We start from the raw sequence: 19848 nt of genomic DNA, 5'->3' as shown, positions 1-19848 counted from the left end.
TGAAATGCCTCATCGAGTGAAATTCATATTCTCAAGGTAATTATTTCCTGCTGTCATATCATATTGGACAAGCTTATAGTCATTATATAATTCTTTTTGTGATGATGAGAGATCATCATATTTGATCAATTCTCCATTATCATTAATCATAGCTGCATCAGATTCTTCTTTAGAACCTGCTGCGGCTTTTGTAGTTATAACAGGTAATTCATCTAGAACCTTTTCTAATAATGCACTATAAGGTGTTGTTTTAGTTAAGGTTTGTTTTTGTACAAGAGACATGAAATCAGTAGGTGCTACAAGATCATATTGTCTATAGATTCTTCTACCAAGATGTCTTCTTGCATATCTATTAGAATAGATAAAATAATCTGTCTGATGAAGAATATTATTATTGTTTGTATCCCAATAAATGCCAGGTAAATGATCACCATAGAAGACAAATGTAATAGGCTTGTTAATACTATCTATCTTTTCAATAAAGTTCTTCACTGCTTCATCTGTATAGTGAAGCCCCATCACATATTCTTCAACCATTCCTCTAACATAGTCGTTAGTGACTGCATTACCACTTGCTGCATATTTTTCTTTACCGTTATAGTAATTGTTGTCATATGGTAAATGGTTCTGCATAGTGACAAGGTTAATGAATTTACTACCTTGAGAATCTAAAATTTCATCTATAGTATTTGCATAGGCTGTTTCATCTGATAAATAAGCACTGCGATCAATAGAAGATTGATGTTTGATTGGATATTTAGACCCTAAATACATGAACTTATTAAAACCAAAGTTTTGATAAACTGTTTGACGACTATAATAAACACCAATATATGGATGAATCGCTACCGCCTGATTAAATAGACGAGAAAAAGCATAGGCTTGATTTTGCGTTGTAACAAGTTGCGTATAAGGTGTTAAAGCAGCAGAGAAAAACCCTTGGTTTAAACCAGTTAAAGCCATATATTCCATATTCGCTGTTCCTCCTCCATAACCTGTACTATACATAAGTCCTGAAGTTGTTGTTTTCATTAAACTTCTAATATAAGGAATAGGATCATTTGCAAGAGTAAGTTCAGGAATACGATATGGATCCGCAAAACTTTCAGATAAGCCCATGATTACAATCTGATCATCCCAGTCATTTCTTCTTCTCCTATTAATTCTTGCAGATTCTTGTGCATATTTCTTATAGATTTGTATCATTGTTTCTTTACTATAGTTTTCTGGGTCATCCATAACAGAAACATCAATATTATTGAGGAACTGTAAAAGAGGACCATTGACCTTTGCACCAAATAGCTGATTAAAGAAATAAGGCTGATCTCCTAAATCACGCATTAATGCATTAACATAAGAGCCATCATGATTAAAAAGAAGTGTACCACTAAAGAATATAGAGGTTACAAGTACCCAGATGATACTCTTTTTAAGAGTCATATGAATAGCATGAGGATGCTTCTTTTCTAAATAAATAATCAAAATAACGACTAAAACGACTAATGCAATACTTGCAATAATGATATTTTTACCCATCATTCCCAGTAAACTCTTCCAGGCTTTAATCATTGCAAGGTCTCCTGGAATAATTGGTTCTTCACGATAAATAATCTTTAAGCGATTGGCTACAGTAATTACAATCTGAGCAAAACCAGTAACTAAGACAGATACCCAATAATGTCTTGTGATAGCCATAAGGAAACGCGCTATTAAGACAAGCATGAGTGTATTAAGCAAGACAAAGAATTGTCTTGCGAAGAATGTATACCAAAAAATGTTATATGTTTCTATCGCGTTAATTTCAATATTGTAACTTGTATTCATTGCGATAAATGATGCAAAAGAAAGAATGTAAGCACATAGCAGCATAATGATATTAATTCTATGATTCTTTAAATACTGCTTAATCAGTTGAGTTTCTTTAGTGAACCATTCATCACTTAATTCAAAGTCACTAAAATGTTCTTCTATTGATTTAACTATTCTTTTAACCTGTGGAAGTTGTTTAATAAGGAGTGTGACTAAGAAGATGACAAAGACAATGAGTAAAGCTTCTAATTCGCTTTGTCTAAACAGTTTATTAAATGATGTTCCTACAAGATCTTCATTCCAGGATACAATATTTTCTAAACGTCCTGCTCCAATTAAGACAAGAGAAGCAATAGGAATATAGCGTATAAAAGACCATTTATTAAAGAATGGAACATTTCTTAAAAGACGAACAAAATAAATAGCAATCATTACTTCAAAGAATGAAGTAGGTGCAGTAAAGCGTAATGCAGTGGACATATCTCCATGTACAATCTTAGAACATAATGGCATCATAGTGACACATAGCACATTCATTAAACAAAGGAGAATTAAAGAAATGATTGAAAAACGTTTTTCTTCTGATGCTTCGATTACACCTAGATAAAATAATATAAATGTGAACGAGATACTATATCCATCACTTAATCCTAGTGAGTCAATACCACTTAATGTTGGTAAGAGAAGAAGTGCTAAAAGAATCCATTTTAAATAGCTATAATTCACCTTCTTCATAAATGGATAACAAATCAAAGAGAGAATAACACCGGTGATTACAGGTGATACATTTCTAATTATTGGTAAGAAGATTGAATAGATTGCATTTGTATCTATTTTTTTTGTAAGTAAAAAACAAACGATTGCAGATATGAATCCTACAACAACTGTATAAAGCCATAGTTTAAGTGCTTCTGCAAGACTATTTTCTTTTTTAGAATAAATATATCCTAAGGATATAATAACAAGGTCTAGCCCTATAAGTGTGATGATATGCTGGACCTGGATGGTACTCATCAAAGTACCTACTTTACTTATATTGATATGTTTTGCATGGGATGTCCAAAAGAGCTGATCAAGAAGCATCAGTAGAGTCTCTATTATTAAAGATAGATGCGCTGTATGTGTTTTTTTCAAATTATTTACTCCTTTTTATCTAACGCTAAATATTATATCATCTTAACAAAAAAATAACATTAAACAATGTAATAAAAATGCATGAAAAAAAGGGACATAATTGTCCCTACTTCCATAATGTCTTAGAAAAAATCATCAACATTGGGAATATTTCTAATCTTCCTGCAAGTATATCAAAGTTAAAGTACAAACTTAGAAAAAGAACTTAGACTTGAGAAGTTACCTATTTGAAAAACATAAAAAATCCCAACAAATTCTTGTTGAGATTCATTTTATTAATATGCTCTTGCAAAATAAACTACATGTTTTGCTTTTTTACCACAGCATGGACATACGCCGTCTGCTTTTTCATGTTCATCAATACAACGTGAAGTTGCCTGATAAAGTTCTTTGATCTTTAATTCGCATGCTTCTTCACCACACCAGTTCATCTTGACATAGCCACCCTTTTCATCTAATACTTGACCTACTTCTTCTAAAGTATTAACACGAGTGATATGGCTATTTAAGAATTCTGCTGCCTTATCATACATTTCCTGATGAATTGTTTCTAATGTATCATGAATTGCCTGTGGAAGGTTTTCATCTAAGTCCATCTGAGTCTTGACACCATCGTTACGTTTTACAACAACACAATGACCATTTTCGATATCACGAGGCCCTACTTCAATACGTACTGGAATACCACGCATTTCTGCTTCAGAGAACTTCCATCCAGGTGATTTATCACTTGCGTCTACACTTACTCTCATACCTGCTGCTTTTAACTGTTCAGCGATTTCATCTGCTTTTTCAAGTACTCCAGCCTTCTTCTGCTGAATAGGGATAATAACAACCTGTGTAGGAGCAAGTCTAGGTGGTAATACAAGACCATTGTCATCACCATGAACCATGATAATAGCACCTAACAATCTTGTAGATACACCCCAAGATGTCTGATAAACATGTTTTAACTTGTTATCCTTATCTAAGAATGTCATATTGAATGCTTTCGCAAATCCCTGACCAAAGTAATGAGATGTACCAGACTGAAGAGCCTTACCATCATGCATTAATGCTTCAATAGTATAAGTTTCTTCTGCACCTGCAAACTTTTCTCTTTCTGTCTTACGCCCTGTTAACATTGGGATTGCAAGTAATTCTTTTGCAGTTTCTTCATAGATATCTCTCATCATTAATGTTTCAGAACGAGCTTCTTCTTCAGTTGCATGAATTGTATGACCTTCCTGCCATAAGAATTCAGAACCACGTAAGAATGGTCTTGTAGTCTTTTCCCATCTTACTACTGAACACCACTGGTTATATTTCTTTGGTAAATCACGATAAGAATTTACAATCTTAGCATAATGTTCACAGAATAATGTTTCTGAAGTAGGTCTAACAATTAAGTGTTCTTCTAAATCATCTAAACCACCTTTAGTCACAACTGCACATTCAGGTGCAAATCCTTCTACATGATCCTTTTCTTTATTTAATAGAGATTCAGGAATTAACATTGGCATATAAACATTCTGATGTCCTGTTTCCTTAAATCTCTTATCCATATAACTCTGAATCTGTTCCCATAAAGCATAACCATATGGGCGATAAATAATGAATCCTTTTACACTTGAGTAATCCATTAATTCTGCTTTACGACATACATCTGTATACCACTGTGCAAAGTCAACGTCTCTAGGTGTAATTGCATCATTTTTAATATTATTTTTTGCCATAACTTTCTCCTCTCTTGTACGATATTATTATAACTATTTTTGTGAAAATGAAAAGGATTAATCCAAATCATGGTGATAATAATGTGTTATATTCACTTATTTTGTAATATAGAGTCTTGAAAAATAAGGGGATATAGAGAGTGTATTGATTAATGTTTCGTGATAATCTTCCTGTAATGAGTGATCAATGAATAATATATCCTGATGTGAAATCATAGAAGATAGACTATATCCTAAAACAATTGTACATAAGCCAATCATTGAAGAATCCTCTACCAGAGAGAGATGATCCTCTTCTTGAAGATAAAGTTTATTATCAAGTATAAGTTGAAAACGATCATGGGTGATTTGTTTGAGTAAACGGTTAGCAGTATTCATTAATTGAGTGATAAAAGATGTGACATCTTCTTCTAGAGGTATTGTCTGCTTATGAAGTAATGTAAGTATCTTTTGATTATTCAAACATTCTTTCTTCTTATTTTCTATGACGTTTTCATCAACATACATAATAAAAGAATATTTTTGAATGATTTCATCACAGAACCTTTCTGCATGTTTAATCTTCTTCTGTAATGTAAGATATTCTTCTTTGACTTCTTCAATTGCCATAAGTATTTCATGATAATCCTGTTTAAGTGCTGGAAGATGTTTTTCTAATTTGTGTAGATAACCTATTTCATCTAAGAGCTTCTTATCCTTCTTATAATGAGATAAATAATCTGTATTTAATACACTGAGTTCTCTAATAAACATTTCTTTAGAAATATCTTCTGTAATATCTAATTCTTTTTTCTTTTCTATAATCTTTTCTATAAGTCTTTGATGACGTACCATATAGGTTGCTTTTTCTAAGCGTTTCTTTTCTAAATCTGTTCTTGTTTTTTCTAATATAGCTTCTTTTTTAAAAAGAAGTTCCTGAGATATTTCTCTTCCTTCTATTAAACAAGGTTTAGGATGATGAAGAGAGCCACATACAGGACAAGGTGTTCCTTCTTTTAAGTCCTTAGCAAGAATACCTGCAAGACTATTCATATAATGATGATACATACGCATATAATCATCATTTTCACTACCATAAAGATATACAGTACGTGTATAAGATGCTTCTAAATCAAATAGATGATCCTGTGATATTAAGTATTCATCATAGAGTAAAGATAAATCATTGAGTCCTTCTCTTCTTTTATCTATTGTCTGTTGTTGCTGCTTTCTGATAGCTGCTTTCTTTTCCATATCATCTAATTCAGTAACTAGTTCAATTTCACGTAATACTTTCTTTTTCTTAGCTTCTAATGATTTTTCTAATTGATCTAAATGATTGGAATAGAGAGATAGATAAGGCTTATTCTTACTAATATAAGCACATGCGCTCTTATAATCTTCATAACTATTTAAGAAAGACATTGTGTCATTAATCTGTTCCTCTATCATTTTTGTATCACTCGTCATGACGGGTTTTGTAGATACAAAGGAACGCATAAGTGCCTCTGTAGGTGATTGAATCCAAGTTTCTATAAAAGAAGAAGGCATAATAAATTGATGTAGGAACTGATTATAATTCATATTCAAAATATTGTGGACAAGGTGCTGGGCTTCTTCATTTTCTAGATCATCACATCGAAGAATACATCTTCCTGATTGATACACACGTTCAATAGTGTGTATGATATTGTTTAATTCAAATGTAAGATAAACTCTCTTAATAATAATTTCTGTTAAGCCAAAAAAAGCGAATGTGAGACCATTGATGACTGTATTATGATTTTCAATATAATTTATATGATTCTTAAAAGAAGTAAAGTCAGTCTCAACATTCTTATCAAATGTTTCTATTGTGAGTTGTAACAAGTTCATAATGTCCTCCTATTACTATTATAGAAAAAGGAATAGCCTTTTGCTATTCCTTAGTGAGAAAATCCCATTTTTCTACTTCTTTTGTTTTACTTACAACAAGGAAATGATCTCCTGGCTGAATAATATAATCAGCACTGAAGTCCATTGTCATCTTAAGTGAACCTTGAGGTTTAATACCTACAACGTTCATACCATAAACTCGACGGATATTAACATTAGAAAGTGATTTACCTTCCCAATCCTTAAGTGTTCTAATCTCTACAATAGAATATTCTTCATCAAGTTCTACTAAATCTACAATAGAACGTCTTAATAAATGTTTAGCAAGCTTATAAGCCATTTCTTTTTCTGTATTAATAACACGATCAGCCCCTACTTTTTCTAGAATGATCTTCTTACGTTTAGTACGTGCTTTCGCAATAACATAAGGGACATTTAATTCCTTTAATAATAATGTACATGTTACTGCTTCTTCAAAGTGCTTAGAAATAGCTACAACAGCTACATCAAATGTATTGATATCAAGCTCTAATAGCTGTTCACGATCAGTAACATCAGCTACAATTGCTTTAGTAACATTGTCTTTAATTCTACTGACACATACTGGATCAATATCTACTGCAAGAACTTCTACTCCGAAGTCTTCTAATGTTTCAGCAAGTGTGCTTCCAAAGATACCTAATCCTAAAATAGCGACCTGTTTTGGTTTATTACTCATGTTTACTCCTCCTAGCCAACAAGTACATCCTCATCTGGATATTTAAATTCTTTTGTATTTTTATCATGTGAACGTTTAGTAAATAAAATCATTAATGAAATAGGGCCAATACGTCCAGCATACATCAAGATAATATCTACACATTTACCAACTATACTTAATGCAGGTGTAACAGATGCACTCAGTCCTACTGTACCAAATGCTGAGAATACTTCCATTAGGATATTTAAATAATCCTGTTTAGGTTCTGTTATAAGCATAATAGAAGATGAAATAATACAAAGCATTAGTCCAAGGAAAAAGATAGAAAAAGCTCTTACGAGTGTTCTTTTCTTGATACGACGCTGGAATACTGTTGTTTCTTCAATACCACGATAAGTTGTTCTCATTAATAGTAATACAAGTGCAAAAGTAACTGTTTTAATACCACCTGCAGTAGATGCAGGAGAACCACCGATGAACATAAGAGAACACATCAATATTTTTGTGATTCTATTAAGAGAATACATATCCACTGTTGAGAATCCAGCAGTACGTGTAGTAACTGATTGGAAGAATGATACAACAAGCTTATCTACTAAATTCATTTTTCCAATAGTTGCAGGATTGTTGAATTCCATTATAAAGAATAATAATGTACCTATAACAATTAACGATACAGTCATCATTAATACTATCTTTGTATGTAGGGCAAAGCTGCCAAATAGATGACGCCATGAAAAGCTTGATGATCTTCTCTTTTCTTTAATATATTTATCATGAATATCTAATACTACAATAAAGCCTAGACCACCCATGATGATTTCAAATGGTACAATAAAGTTAATAATCGGATTTGTGTTATAGGCAACAAGTGATGTAGATCCACATAAATCAAATCCAGCATTACAAAATGCACTAATAGAATGCCATATACCATAATATAAGCCTTTAAGAGCACCTAAACGAGGTATAAAAAACATTGAGAAGAATATTAATCCAATCGTTTCTATTGAAACAGTATAAATAAAAATAGTTTTTAAGAGTCTTGGAAGCATACTTAAAGAATTCTGATTGAGTGCTTCAGTAAAGACAAGTTTTCTACTTAATGTAATTCTTTGTCTTGCAAGAAACAAGAAAAGATATAAGAAAGTTAAGAATCCAAGACCACCAATTTGAACAAGAATAATAAGAACTGTCTGACCAAAGAGGTTATATTGATCCACAACTGTCAAAGGTGATAACCCTGTTACACATACAGCAGATGTTGCAATAAAGAGGTTATCCAAGAAACTGGCAGCTTCTTTTTTATTTGAAAATGGCAAAGAAAGTACTATAGCACCTATTATAATTACTGCAAGAAAAGAAAGTGATACTTTCTTTGGTGCAGAAAGTCGGCCAGAATGCTTTCGCCTAGTTAAAACAATATCTTTCATAACTAAATCTCCTATAATCGCATCTATTCTAACACCAAGATGTGATAAATCCAATACTAGTCTTTCTTTAAGACATAATATTGAGTAATTTCTTTCTTAGAACATTCATAACATACTACTAAAATAGCCCCTGCAAGATCAAGTGCAAGATCCTTCATTGTATCAGCGAGAGCATCATGTCCTTCTAATGGTTCATCATCACTTGATACGATAGTCGCACGTGTAGTTGCCATATATTGCTGGTTATTTGTATGGAAAATATCATCTACTGTATATTCACATAATTCCCATACTGCCCCTACGGCAAGTGAGAAGGCAACTACAAATATATATAATAATGCACGGTGCATAAAAAGGTATTTTCTACGTAGAATAAGCATCTGTAATAGCCATAAAGCGATAAATGAAAGAATAATACCTGAAGTAAAGTGAAGTAATGAATCCCACCAGCCAATCTTTCCATAGAAGTTCAAACCATCTCCAAGTACGAGTCCTAAAAACGCAAAGGCAGTGACACTGATATGCACTTCGACAGGTACTTCAAAGTTTGCGAATTTCTTTAAAAGTCTTGGGGAGATTAAGACAATACTCATCGCAATATATTGTAATAATGAGAAAAACAAACGAACGCGCATCTTTTCTTTTTTTACATAGAATAAAGCAACCATTGTCGCAATTGCAAGAATAAGTACAATAAACGATAAAATTCTCTTAAAGATTCTAACACGACGTTTTGTTTTTTCACTATATTCAAATTCGTTATTATTCATGAATTTTCCTCCTAGTCCATCTATTATAGCACACTTTACATATTATGAATCTTAATTTCATGTAAAGCAAAAAAACTCCTAGGCGCAAGCCTAAGAGTTCAAGTGAAAATCAATCTTATTCTTTTCCTTCAAGAATTGGAGTTACAGTAGTATCAATGATTTCCTGTAATGTACTACAAGATCTGTCAAATTTTTCCTGATCAGATTCAGTTAAAGGTAATGTTAAGATTTCACGGATACCTGCTCTATTGATGATTGCTGGAACACCGATATATAAACCTTCATGACCATACTGACCTTCAAGGTAGCATGATAATGGAAGTACTGTATTTTCGTTGTTTAAGATAGCATCTACTAATCTAGCAAGAGACATACCGATACCATAGTAAGTTGCTCTCTTCTTATTGATGATTTCATAAGCAGCATCTCTTACCTGTTCATAAATTCTCTGTAACTGATCAAATGGTACTTTTCTTTCTTCTACAACTTCAAGAAGTGATTTACATCCGATATAAGCATTTGTCCAAGATACGAATGAGCTATCACCATGTTCACCCATGATATAACCATGAACTGAAGCTGGGTTTACTTCGAAGAAGTTACCAATTTCATATCTTAATCTTGCTGTATCAAGCATAGTTCCTGAACCAAGAACCTGGTATGGATGAAGACCAGTAGCCTTCTGCATTACGTAAGTCATGATATCGCATGGGTTAGATGCTACTACGATTACACCATTGAATCCTGATTCTTTAATAGACTTACCAACTGAAGCCATAATCTTTGTGTTGATTGCAACTAATTCAAGTCTTGTCTGACCTGGTTTCTGAGCTGCACCAGCAGTTACAACGATAACGTTTGCATCAGTGCAGTCAGAATAATCACCTGCATAAACCTTTAATTTACCGTTTGCATATGGTAAACCATGAACTAAGTCCATTGCTTCCCCTTCTGCCTTTTCAGTATTAACGTCAACTAATACAAGTTCATCAATACCTTTGTGGTTCATTAAAGTATAAGCCATACTCATACCTACAAAACCTGTACCAACTAGAACAACTTTACGGTTACCCTGAGCTAGCATATCATTTAAATAATCTGTCATTGCCATAATTCATTTCACTCTCCTATACCTAGAAGTATAGTATAATCATTTCCCAAATACAATAAAATATTTGCTAATTAAATAAAAAAATTCATTAGATTTTAGTTGATAAATCCATACTTTTTTGATGTTAACGCTTTCTATGTTTCAGAGAATGTAAGTGTAAGCGAATTTATTGTTACAAATTTGTTGCAATGAAAATGTGGCTTAAATTGACTTGCGGTCATTTATTGGTATAATAAATATTGGAGGGATTTATATGAATGCTCTGAGTGATATTAAATCTAAGATAGAAAAGAATAAAGAAGAAAAGAGGGAACGTCTTCTAGCAAGTGCTACTGCATTATTTGCAGAAAAGAATTTTAATAATACATCTATTTCTGACATTGTTAATAAAGCAAAGGTTGCAAAAGGTACTTTTTATTTATATTTCAAAGACAAATATGATATTAGAAACCAGATTGTACAGGAAATCAGTACTGATTTATTCGATGATGCAGTGAACGAATTAAAAAAACATCCTGAAATCACCCATTTTGATGATTCTATGATTTTTATCATCAATCATGTGATTGATGCTCTTGTAGCCAATCCTACATATCTTACCTTAATGAATAAAGACTTATCTCTTGGTGTCTATTCACAGGAACTTACAAAGATTCTAGAAGAAACAGATCATCTTAGTCTATATGAATTATTTAAGGAAGGTGTAGAAAGAGAGAATCTTAATATTAAAAATATTGATATTACCTTCTTTACTATAGTAGAGCTTGTAGGTTCAACTTGCTTTAGCTGTATTGTCAATAAGGTTCCCTGCCCTATTGAGGACTATAAGCCTTATCTATTTGATTTAATACGTACTTTACTTCATGCTGCCCAATAAAAAAGCAGCATTTTTTCTATGCTGCTAAAACCTCATTCACATAATCAAGAAGCTTTTTAGTATCTGTATAAGTTTCTTCACATGAGTTTTCTTTAAATACAACTGTAATGATTGTTTTATTCTTTACCTTAGAATAAGTAACTAAACATCTTTTCGCGAGATTAGTAAACCCTGTCTTTCCTCCAATGACTCTTTCATCATAATATGGAGAAGCCTGCTGGGTCATCTTTACATTCTGCATTGTACGATATTGATTTGATTCAAAAGTATAGTTTGGTGTAGAAATAATATTTCTTAGCTCTTTATTCTTATAAAATGCTTTCGCAATAAGTGCCATATCCTTTGTACTACATGTCTCTTTAAGCCATCCCTTTTGGGCATAACTAAGTCCATGAGGATTAGACACCTCTACCTTTTGACAGCCTAGTTTTTTTGCTTTCTTGTTCATTGCGTTAATAAATGCATCATAACCACCTTGATAGTTTTCAGCAAGAGTTAAAGCCATTTCATTAGAACTCTTTAAAAGCATACCACGAATAACATCTTTAAAAGGAATCTGTTCACCATCATGTACAGGTTCAGTATAGGCAAACACACGATCTGGTAAAGACATAATATTCTTTGTAGTAAGAAGATCATCATCCTTATAATACTCTATTGCAACAAGGGCACTTAATAGTTTGATTGTAGAAGCAGGATAACGTGATTCCTGTTCATTTTTCGCATAATATACCTTGCCTGTTTCCGCATCCATCACGACTGCTGACACTTCTTCTGTATTAAGTGCTGGTTGAGGGATAGAATTGATTTTCTCTTCTTTTTGTTTTGCGACATGCGAGATTGTATTTGTTTTCTTTTTTTCAGACTGCTTTGAAGTACATGCACAAAGCATGAATGCAGCGCATATCATTGTAATCCATTTACGATATTTCATTTTTTAATCACCTCTTTTAAAACATAATAACTATTTTAAACCTATTCATCAATCTTCTTCCATCATTTTTCATTCTTTTTGAATAATAATATGTTATAATGATTTGGTAAAGGAGAAATAGTATGGTTAATTATCCAAACCTTAAAAAGGCACCGGCTAATATGTCTATCCCTAAGAAATCTACAAGTAAGCATTATACTGCTTTTCGTGGGATGAGCTTAGAAGAAGACATCAACCTATCTAACACCTATTACTTATCTGTCGATCAGGCTGTCATATATAAAAAACCGACACCTATCCAGATTGTAAAAGTCGATTATCCTTCACGAAATAAAGCCCGTATAGTTGAAGCATACTATCAGGCCCCTTCTACTACGGATTATAATGGAATTTATAAAGGCAGATATATTGATTTTGAAGCAAAAGAAACTAAATCTTTACGATTTCCTTTTCGTAATATTTCTGAGCATCAGATCAATCATCTCGCACGTGTCTCACGTCATGGGGGAATTGCCTTTATTATTATTGCCTTCACATCTGTAGGAGAAGTTTATTTGTTAGATGCTTCGATTATGGTAGAGCGCTTTTTTCATGACAAGAAGCAGCATATAAGTTATGATGAAGTGAAAGAAAGTGGACATCTTATTAAGCAGGGCTATCAGCCAAGACTCGCTTATTTAGATGTAATCGATGAATTTTACCTTAAGGAGGACACTTTATGAAAGTTCAATCAACCAAGGACCCTAAGCAGATAAAGAAAACAATTAAGATATGTATTATCGCATTATGTGTTCTTGTAGCGAGCGGTAGTGGTTACCTTGGATTTAAGATTTATCAGCAAATCAGTAATTTTGATATTGATAATCTTACAACAACTTCCTACTCTTCTCAGGTTTCTCAAGATGGAGAAACCTATTATAAGTATGGTAGTTCTATTGGGAAATATGTAAGTTATGATGATATTCCTGAAGTAATGATTGATGCTGTAGTTGCTGCAGAAGACTCTCGTTTTTTTGTACATAATGGTTTTGATATTCCACGTATTATTAAAGCTCTTATGTCAAATATCTTAGCAGGTCATACTGTTGCAGGTGGTTCTACAATTACTCAGCAGCTCATCAAAAAGACATATTATCCATATGAAGAAAAAACAATTGAAAGAAAGGTTGGAGAAGTCATTCTTTCTATTGAAGCAACTCAGCAGACTACTAAACAGAAAGTACTTGAACTATATCTCAATAAGATTTATTTTGGTAAGTCAAATAGTTCTATTGGTATTTATGGGGCAAGCTACTATTATTTTGGAAAGAGCCCTAATCAGTTAACTTTACCAGAAGCTGCATTACTTGCTGGTACAATTAATTCTCCTGTTTCATATGACCCATTTAGGAGTTTAACTCTTGCAACAAAAAGAAGAAATATTATCCTAAACTTGATGTATGAACATGGATATATTAGTGAAAAAGAAAGAGATAATGCGAAAAGCGTAAAGGTTGAAAACATATTAAAATATGATCCAATCCAAACAAATGGTAAATATGCTTCTTATGTTGATCGTGTTACTCAGGAAGCTAAAGATTTAGGTTATGACCCTAATAAGACAAAGATGACAATCTATACTTATATGGATCATGATATGCAGGAATATCTTGATGATGTTTCTTCAGGTAAGAACTATAAGTTTACTGACAAGGAAATGCAGGCAGCTGCTTCCGTGCTTGAATCAAAAACTGGACGTATTATTGGTTTAATGAGTGCAAAAAATTATCGTGCGAATAATTCTGATGCGACTTATCTAGATTATGCTTATACATTAAAGAATAGAAGACAGCCAGGTTCTTCTATCAAACCTATTCTTGACTATGCAACTGCATTTGAATATCTCAACTGGTCTACTGGACACACAGTAGATGACTCAGAGTTTACTCAGGGTAGCTGGCATCCAAAGAACTGGGATAACAATTACCATGGTGATGTTCTTCTTGAAGATGCTCTTGCAAATTCATGGAACTTAGCTGCTATTCATACTTTAAATAGTGTTCTTAAGAAGGTTGGTAATAATCAGGTTGTTAGCTTCTTAAAAGGTCTAGGCTATAACATGGATGATGAAGATTTCAACTTAAACTATGCCATTGGTGGTTGGAAATATGGTACAACACCTACTATGCAGGCAGCTGCATATGCAGCTATCTCAAATGGTGGTACATATATTAAGCCACATACAATTCAGAAGATTGTGATTAATACAACTGGTGAAACGATTAATGTAGATGATGATATTCAGAAACAGGCAAGTGAAGGAATGAAAGATTCTACTGCTTTCTTACTTCGTCAGGTTATGACAAGCTATGTAAAGAGTAATGGAAGCTACTCAGCATTTGATATCGGTTCTCAGATTGGTGCAAAAACCGGTACTTCTAACTTTGATGCAACTATTCCTGCTTTAGCTGGCAAGGATAAAGACCATTGGCTTTGTGCTTATTCACCTGATTATGCATGGGCCTGCTGGAATGGTTTCCCTGCAGAAATATCTACAAAGAAACATAAATATCTTGCAAGTGGTATGAATGATGCAAAATCAATTGCCGCAAAGATTGCGAAGAAACTTGACACTCGTAAGATGAAAAATAGCTATGAAACACCAAGTAATGTTGAACAGGCACGTATGGTTAAGGGTGTATATCCATATGTATCTCCAAGTTCTTCTACACCAGAAGAAAAGATTATGACTGCTTGGTTTGTTAAGGGACATGGTCCTAGTGGTGTAGATGATGGTTCTTCTTATGCCGATGAATATAAAGTACCTGAATTGACATCATTTAATGCTTCATTGAATTCAAATAATTCAATTTCTGTCACATTTGGTTCTTATGATCCTGAATATGAAGGAAAAATCACTTGTGTTGTAGAAATCAGTGACGGTTCTTCTACAAAGACTGAAACATTATCTTCTACAAGCGGAACACTTGAATATAACACTGAATCAGGTAAGACATACACAGTAACTGGTTATTATAAACTAAAGAGCGGTGACACAACTTCTAATAAGAAGTCAGTAAGATTATCTACTGGAAGTACAGCTGTAGGTACTGCAACCTTCAGTGTTACTGCAAATGGTGCAGCTGTATCAAATGGAGGAACTATTTCAGCCACTTCAGTTAATGTCAGCACATCTGGTCCAAATGGACATACAATGATTGTGACATGTAATGGAAATAGTCAATCATTGAATTGTGGAAGCAGTGCAACAATTAGTGGATTATCTAGTGGCAGATCATATACGATTTCATTTACTGAAAAGAATTCAAGTGGTGAAACAAAAACTATTGGTTCTATCCATTTCACAGTACAGACAACTGAAACACAAGATCAGTAAGGATTCCAAAAAAGGAATCCTTTTTTTGAATGTAAAAAAAGAATCCTTATGGATTCTTAGAGCTTCTTGTTCTTTTCTTTACATATGTCTACCAGTGGACATTCCTTACAATGGGGAGACATCGCCTTGCAATGATATCTTCCAAAGAAAATCATTTGGTGATGTGTTTTAATCCATCTATTTTTAGGAATAGTCTTCATAAGCTTCTTTTCTACAGTCAATACTGTATCATCCGCTTTCGCAAATCCAAGTCTTTTAGAGATACGTTCTACATGAGTATCTACCGCAATAGCGGGATAACCAAATCCTTCTGCCATGACAACATTGGCTGTTTTTCTTCCTACTCCTGGGAGTGTAATTAATTCTTTGTGAGAAGCTGGTACAACGCCATCAAAGCGTGTCTGAAGAGTTTCAGCCATAGCCTTGATATTCTTAGCCTTATTTCTATAAAGGCCGATAGAATGGAGATCTGACTCCAATTCGGGCAATGATGCATTCGCATAGTCTTCTACTGTCTGATATTTTTTAAATAGATGAGTAGTCAGCTTGTTCACTGCTTCATCTGTTGTTTGTGCTGATAACATTACTGCAACAAGTAATTCTAGATTGTTAGAATGATTCAATACACAGCGTGCATCTGGAAACATTGCATCAAATGTATTGAGTATTCGATCTTGCTTTGTTTTAATCATTTTCCCACCAGTTATAATTTCTTACTTCTTCACTTACTTCTGGCTCTTCTTCTTGATATTTCTTAATATAATTCTTAGAATGAGCCCAGTTTTCTAATACTCTTTCAATATATCTAAAAGAGAGTGCATTAGATTTCACTGCTTCTCTTAAAGCAGATACAATCATTTCATCATCATATCCAGTTCTTTTAAACTGATTGATATATTCAATATCCATCGTACTCATTGTACGTCCAAAAGCATCTTCAAATATTTCTATAAGATTGACTTCTTCTTTCTTTTCTATCTTCATACCTAGTAATAGCTTTTCTAAAGGTTTGAAATCAATTTTTAAGTTAATACGATCAAGATAATGTTTGTCAACAAGTCTAATCATAATATCATCAATTTCTTTAATAGATAGAGAAGAGAATTCCGCAATCTTTTGAGGATATATAGGTCTTACACCTAAATCACTTAAAGTCATCATCAATAATAATATATGTGTTTCTTCATCTTTTAGTCCTATAGACTTTCCTTTAAGTAATAATAGTTTCTTAAAGTCTATACACTGATAATCTTTCAACATTTCTGTACTCATAGACGATAATACTTCACAAACTTTCCTTCATCTAAAGAGTAATAGAAATAATAGAGGTGCTCATCATTCTGATATTTTCCAAAATAAACAAGATCACCATTTTCATAACCTATAGATAAACTACTTACATTGACTTTATATTCATTATTGATCGTATTGATGACATCTTCCTGTTTAGCGATAGAACCACCATAGCTATCTACTAATTTATATTTAGCATTGTAAACCTGATAGACCTTCTTTTTCTTCTTGTCTTTAATACGAATGATATAGTAGGTCTTAGAGCTGTTGTATTCATTGAAGTAATCATCATAGTTAAGTTTATATTTATTAATGATCTTATTTCTTTCTAATGCGATATCATTTTCATGATTAAAATAAGGAACATGTATGCTTAACATGCAGAAAGAGACTACAATCAAAATAACCACTAATACTGCAATGATTAAATGATAAATCCAGTTTTTATCTTTCTTATTATAATTCATAACGACCTCCATAGTGCCACTATTATAGCGCATTTAAGATTAAAAAAAAAGAGATTCGTTAATTTGAATCTCTATTAGAACTGCTTAATATCATAAAGAGAATTCTTAACATACTTGCAAGAGTTGCACATACTCCAGCAACATAAGTCAATGCAGCAGCATAAAGCATCTGCCATGCACCTGCATATTCATTTTCATTCAAGTATTGAGATTGTAATATCGCAAGTCCTCTTTTTGATGCATTAATTTCTACTGGTAATGTAATAATCTGGAAAGCTAAAATACCACACATAAGGAAGAAACCTAAAAAAGCAAGTTTAGTAGATCCTAATGCAAGTCCAATCATAATCGCAATCCAACCTAAATAATTTCCTACATTACATAAAGGAATAATCGCATTTCTTACACGTATTGGCATGTAGTTTTCATGATATTGAATGGCATGACCACATTCATGTGCTGCAACAGCACATGATGCAATTGTTGTACCATGATATATGTCACTCGAAAGAGATACACTATTATTAGAAGGATCAAAGTGATCTGATAATTCTCCATGTACTTCATAAACTGGTACATGAGTCATTCCATGAGAATCTAATATTTCTCTAGCCACTTGTGCCCCTGTGATACCACGACTATTTTGTTTACGACGGTATTTCGCATATGTAGATTTGATCTTAGCCTGACAGTATAAAGAAAAAACCATCGCAATACCTACTAAAATTGTGCCAAGCATATAACCTGGATTTGTCATTAAATAATAACTCATTTTCATCAACTCCTGATAGTATTATACATAAAAATTATTAACTGTATATAAACAAAAAAGATGCATTAGTTCATTGCATCTTTTAATCTATTACTTGGTTTGAAAGAAACTGTACGACTTGCAGGAATAATAATAGGTTCCTTAGTCTTAGGTGAAACACCCTTACGTTCATGGCAGTGATTGATTTTAAATGTACCGAAGCCAGAAATAAGAACTTTGTCACCATCAATCATACTTTCTACCATCGTATCAAAAACTGTATTCACAAGAATTTCAGCGTCTTTTTTTGTTAAATCTCTTTTTTCAGAAACGATATTGATTAATTCTTTTTTATTCACTTCTGTAATGCCTCCTAATAAATTATCCTTGAGTAGTATAACAAAATCTATCTTCTATTTCAAGAGATAAAATACAAAAAAAGCACGTAATAAAGGACATAAAATGAATTACTATTTTTTTGATTTATAGGCTTTTTCCCAGAACTTATTTCCTTCTTTTAAGAACTGTTTTTTAGAAAAAAATGTGATATCTAAGGCACTTTCTTTCGCTTTTCTTATATCTAATGCAAAATTTTTTAATTCATTGGATACACGCCACGTATAAGGAATATGGTCTAATAAGAAGTAAGCACCAATTTTTAATGTACCTTTATAAACTGCATTTGTTTTCTTACTATATAACTCCATAATCTCTTGGGCATAGTCACAATAATCTGTTTCATATTCATCACAATACATGACACAATAAATTGTTTTATGATTCATTAAAGACTCATTATTTTTCATATAATCAAGCATACATGAAGGGATAGTTTGAGAAGAGATAGGAAACATGAAAATAAGAGTATCATTATCTACTAAATCTTTATCTCCTATGACTTGTAGTGTTTTAATAGTAACATTGTTTTTAAGATAGTGAGCAAGCTTATATGCCTGTTTATACATTACTTTATTTGTATATATTAAACCAGATAAGATGATTAAAGCATTATCCACGATCAACACCTCCAAATGTCTTAAGATTATTATCTAATTCTTCTTCTGTACAGAAGTAAGTATTAATAGAAGAAATAGAATAACCTAGAAGTGAGTCATGTAAATAATTCATCAGCATCTTCTGTTCCTGTTCTGATATATCACCATAGCCTATAAGAAGGATTTTCTTTGATTGCTGAGCTAAAGAAGCATGACAGATTGTTCCATCTACTGTTGTATAATAAGGCTCATATGAGGCAATATTACGCTCTACAAAGGATTTTAGGGGTGTATCAAAGCATCCACAATAAATATGAGTCACTAGAATTATCAAAGAAGCCTGACCAATCCATTGATTAATGACTGAAATATCGTCGTGATAACGACAAGGCATTTGTTTTTTTAAGCATGTATAATCACCAGTACAAGCACTATATTTAATATTATTCAGATTGACGATAACACTTTCATTAAATAATTCTAAAGGAATATCTTTATCTGTAATGACTATATTTTTCATATATAAACCCCTCCCTCACATAATGATACAAGAAGAAGTAAACGAATTCAATAAAAAAAGCCCTCCTACTGGAAGGCATAAACAGAAAGGACCTGGCAGCTTGCTATTG

At 32.6% G+C, this 19848-nt stretch carries 18 protein-coding genes; 3 read left to right on the top strand and 15 right to left on the bottom strand.

The genetic code is table 11. The annotated features are described in order from the left end of the window. Positions 1–9 precede the first annotated feature (9 nt). From QVO42_RS00355 to QVO42_RS00325, 7 genes are all read right to left on the bottom strand, one after another. Complete coding sequence (locus QVO42_RS00355) at positions 10–2943, bottom strand: LTA synthase family protein (protein ID WP_022424215.1); 2934 nt, start codon at positions 2941–2943, stop codon at positions 10–12. Positions 2944–3218: 275 nt separating this feature from the next. Beyond that, entirely contained in the window at positions 3219–4658 is a 1440-nt protein-coding gene (gene proS / locus QVO42_RS00350) for a proline--tRNA ligase (RefSeq protein WP_022424214.1), read from the bottom strand. A 96-nt stretch (positions 4659–4754) separates the two neighbouring features. Then, positions 4755–6512, bottom strand: a complete 1758-nt coding sequence (locus QVO42_RS00345) for a hypothetical protein (protein ID WP_022424213.1) — start codon at positions 6510–6512, stop codon at positions 4755–4757. Positions 6513–6555: 43 nt separating this feature from the next. Next, a complete protein-coding gene (locus QVO42_RS00340; protein ID WP_022424212.1) occupies positions 6556–7230 on the bottom strand; it encodes a potassium channel family protein in 675 nt (224 codons plus the stop codon). Between the two features lie 11 nt (positions 7231–7241). Next, a complete protein-coding gene (locus tag QVO42_RS00335) occupies positions 7242–8645 on the bottom strand; it encodes a TrkH family potassium uptake protein (RefSeq protein WP_022424211.1) in 1404 nt (467 codons plus the stop codon). Between the two features lie 56 nt (positions 8646–8701). Next, positions 8702–9415, bottom strand: coding sequence for a DUF2238 domain-containing protein (locus QVO42_RS00330; RefSeq protein ID WP_022424210.1), 714 nt, complete (start codon positions 9413–9415; stop codon positions 8702–8704). Positions 9416–9530: 115 nt separating this feature from the next. Further along, a complete protein-coding gene (locus tag QVO42_RS00325) occupies positions 9531–10526 on the bottom strand; it encodes an L-lactate dehydrogenase (protein ID WP_022424209.1) in 996 nt (331 codons plus the stop codon). A gap of 253 nt (positions 10527–10779) precedes the next feature. Between QVO42_RS00325 and QVO42_RS00320 the strand changes: the two genes are divergently transcribed. Further along, entirely contained in the window at positions 10780–11403 is a 624-nt protein-coding gene (locus QVO42_RS00320; RefSeq protein WP_022424208.1) for a TetR/AcrR family transcriptional regulator, read from the top strand. Positions 11404–11419: 16 nt separating this feature from the next. Here QVO42_RS00320 and QVO42_RS00315 read toward each other — a convergent pair whose 3' ends face one another. After that, positions 11420–12337: a D-alanyl-D-alanine carboxypeptidase family protein gene (locus QVO42_RS00315; protein ID WP_022424207.1), complete on the bottom strand. Its 918-nt coding sequence runs from the start codon at positions 12335–12337 to the stop codon at positions 11420–11422. Between the two features lie 122 nt (positions 12338–12459). Here QVO42_RS00315 and recU point away from each other — a divergent pair, with 122 nt between their 5' ends. Continuing rightward, positions 12460–13059 (top strand): Holliday junction resolvase RecU, encoded by a 600-nt coding sequence (gene recU / locus QVO42_RS00310; protein WP_022424206.1) that lies wholly within the window; start codon positions 12460–12462, stop codon positions 13057–13059. After that, a complete protein-coding gene (locus QVO42_RS00305; protein ID WP_022424205.1) occupies positions 13056–15713 on the top strand; it encodes a transglycosylase domain-containing protein in 2658 nt (885 codons plus the stop codon). The genes recU and QVO42_RS00305 overlap by 4 nt, the downstream gene beginning before the upstream one ends. 56 nt (positions 15714–15769) lie before the next feature. Here QVO42_RS00305 and nth read toward each other — a convergent pair whose 3' ends face one another. From nth to QVO42_RS00270, 7 genes are all read right to left on the bottom strand, one after another. Then, complete coding sequence (gene nth, locus QVO42_RS00300; protein WP_022424204.1) at positions 15770–16405, bottom strand: endonuclease III; 636 nt, start codon at positions 16403–16405, stop codon at positions 15770–15772. After that, on the bottom strand, positions 16398–16973 hold the full coding sequence (locus QVO42_RS00295) for a DnaD domain-containing protein (RefSeq protein WP_288163498.1): 576 nt from the start codon (positions 16971–16973) through the stop codon (positions 16398–16400). Before QVO42_RS00295 ends, nth begins: the two co-directional genes overlap by 8 nt. Before the next feature lie 8 nt (positions 16974–16981). Next, positions 16982–17473: a hypothetical protein gene (locus QVO42_RS00290; protein ID WP_022424202.1), complete on the bottom strand. Its 492-nt coding sequence runs from the start codon at positions 17471–17473 to the stop codon at positions 16982–16984. Positions 17474–17531: 58 nt separating this feature from the next. Next, entirely contained in the window at positions 17532–18245 is a 714-nt protein-coding gene (locus tag QVO42_RS00285; protein WP_022424201.1) for a zinc metallopeptidase, read from the bottom strand. A gap of 65 nt (positions 18246–18310) precedes the next feature. Then, positions 18311–18583, bottom strand: a complete 273-nt coding sequence (locus tag QVO42_RS00280) for an HU family DNA-binding protein (RefSeq protein ID WP_022424200.1) — start codon at positions 18581–18583, stop codon at positions 18311–18313. 111 nt (positions 18584–18694) lie between these two features. Continuing rightward, a complete protein-coding gene (locus tag QVO42_RS00275) occupies positions 18695–19240 on the bottom strand; it encodes a hypothetical protein (protein ID WP_022424199.1) in 546 nt (181 codons plus the stop codon). After that, positions 19233–19739, bottom strand: coding sequence for a hypothetical protein (locus QVO42_RS00270; RefSeq protein ID WP_022424198.1), 507 nt, complete (start codon positions 19737–19739; stop codon positions 19233–19235). The genes QVO42_RS00275 and QVO42_RS00270 overlap by 8 nt, the downstream gene beginning before the upstream one ends. Between the last annotated feature and the right edge of the window lie 109 nt (positions 19740–19848).

Source organism: Catenibacterium sp. CAG:290, from assembly GCF_000437715.1.
Taxonomy (GTDB): Bacteria; Bacillota_I; Bacilli_A; order Erysipelotrichales; family Coprobacillaceae; genus Catenibacterium; species Catenibacterium mitsuoka_A.
Note: the sequence above shows the minus strand (reverse complement) of the source record. Positions and strands in the feature narration are given on the sequence as shown.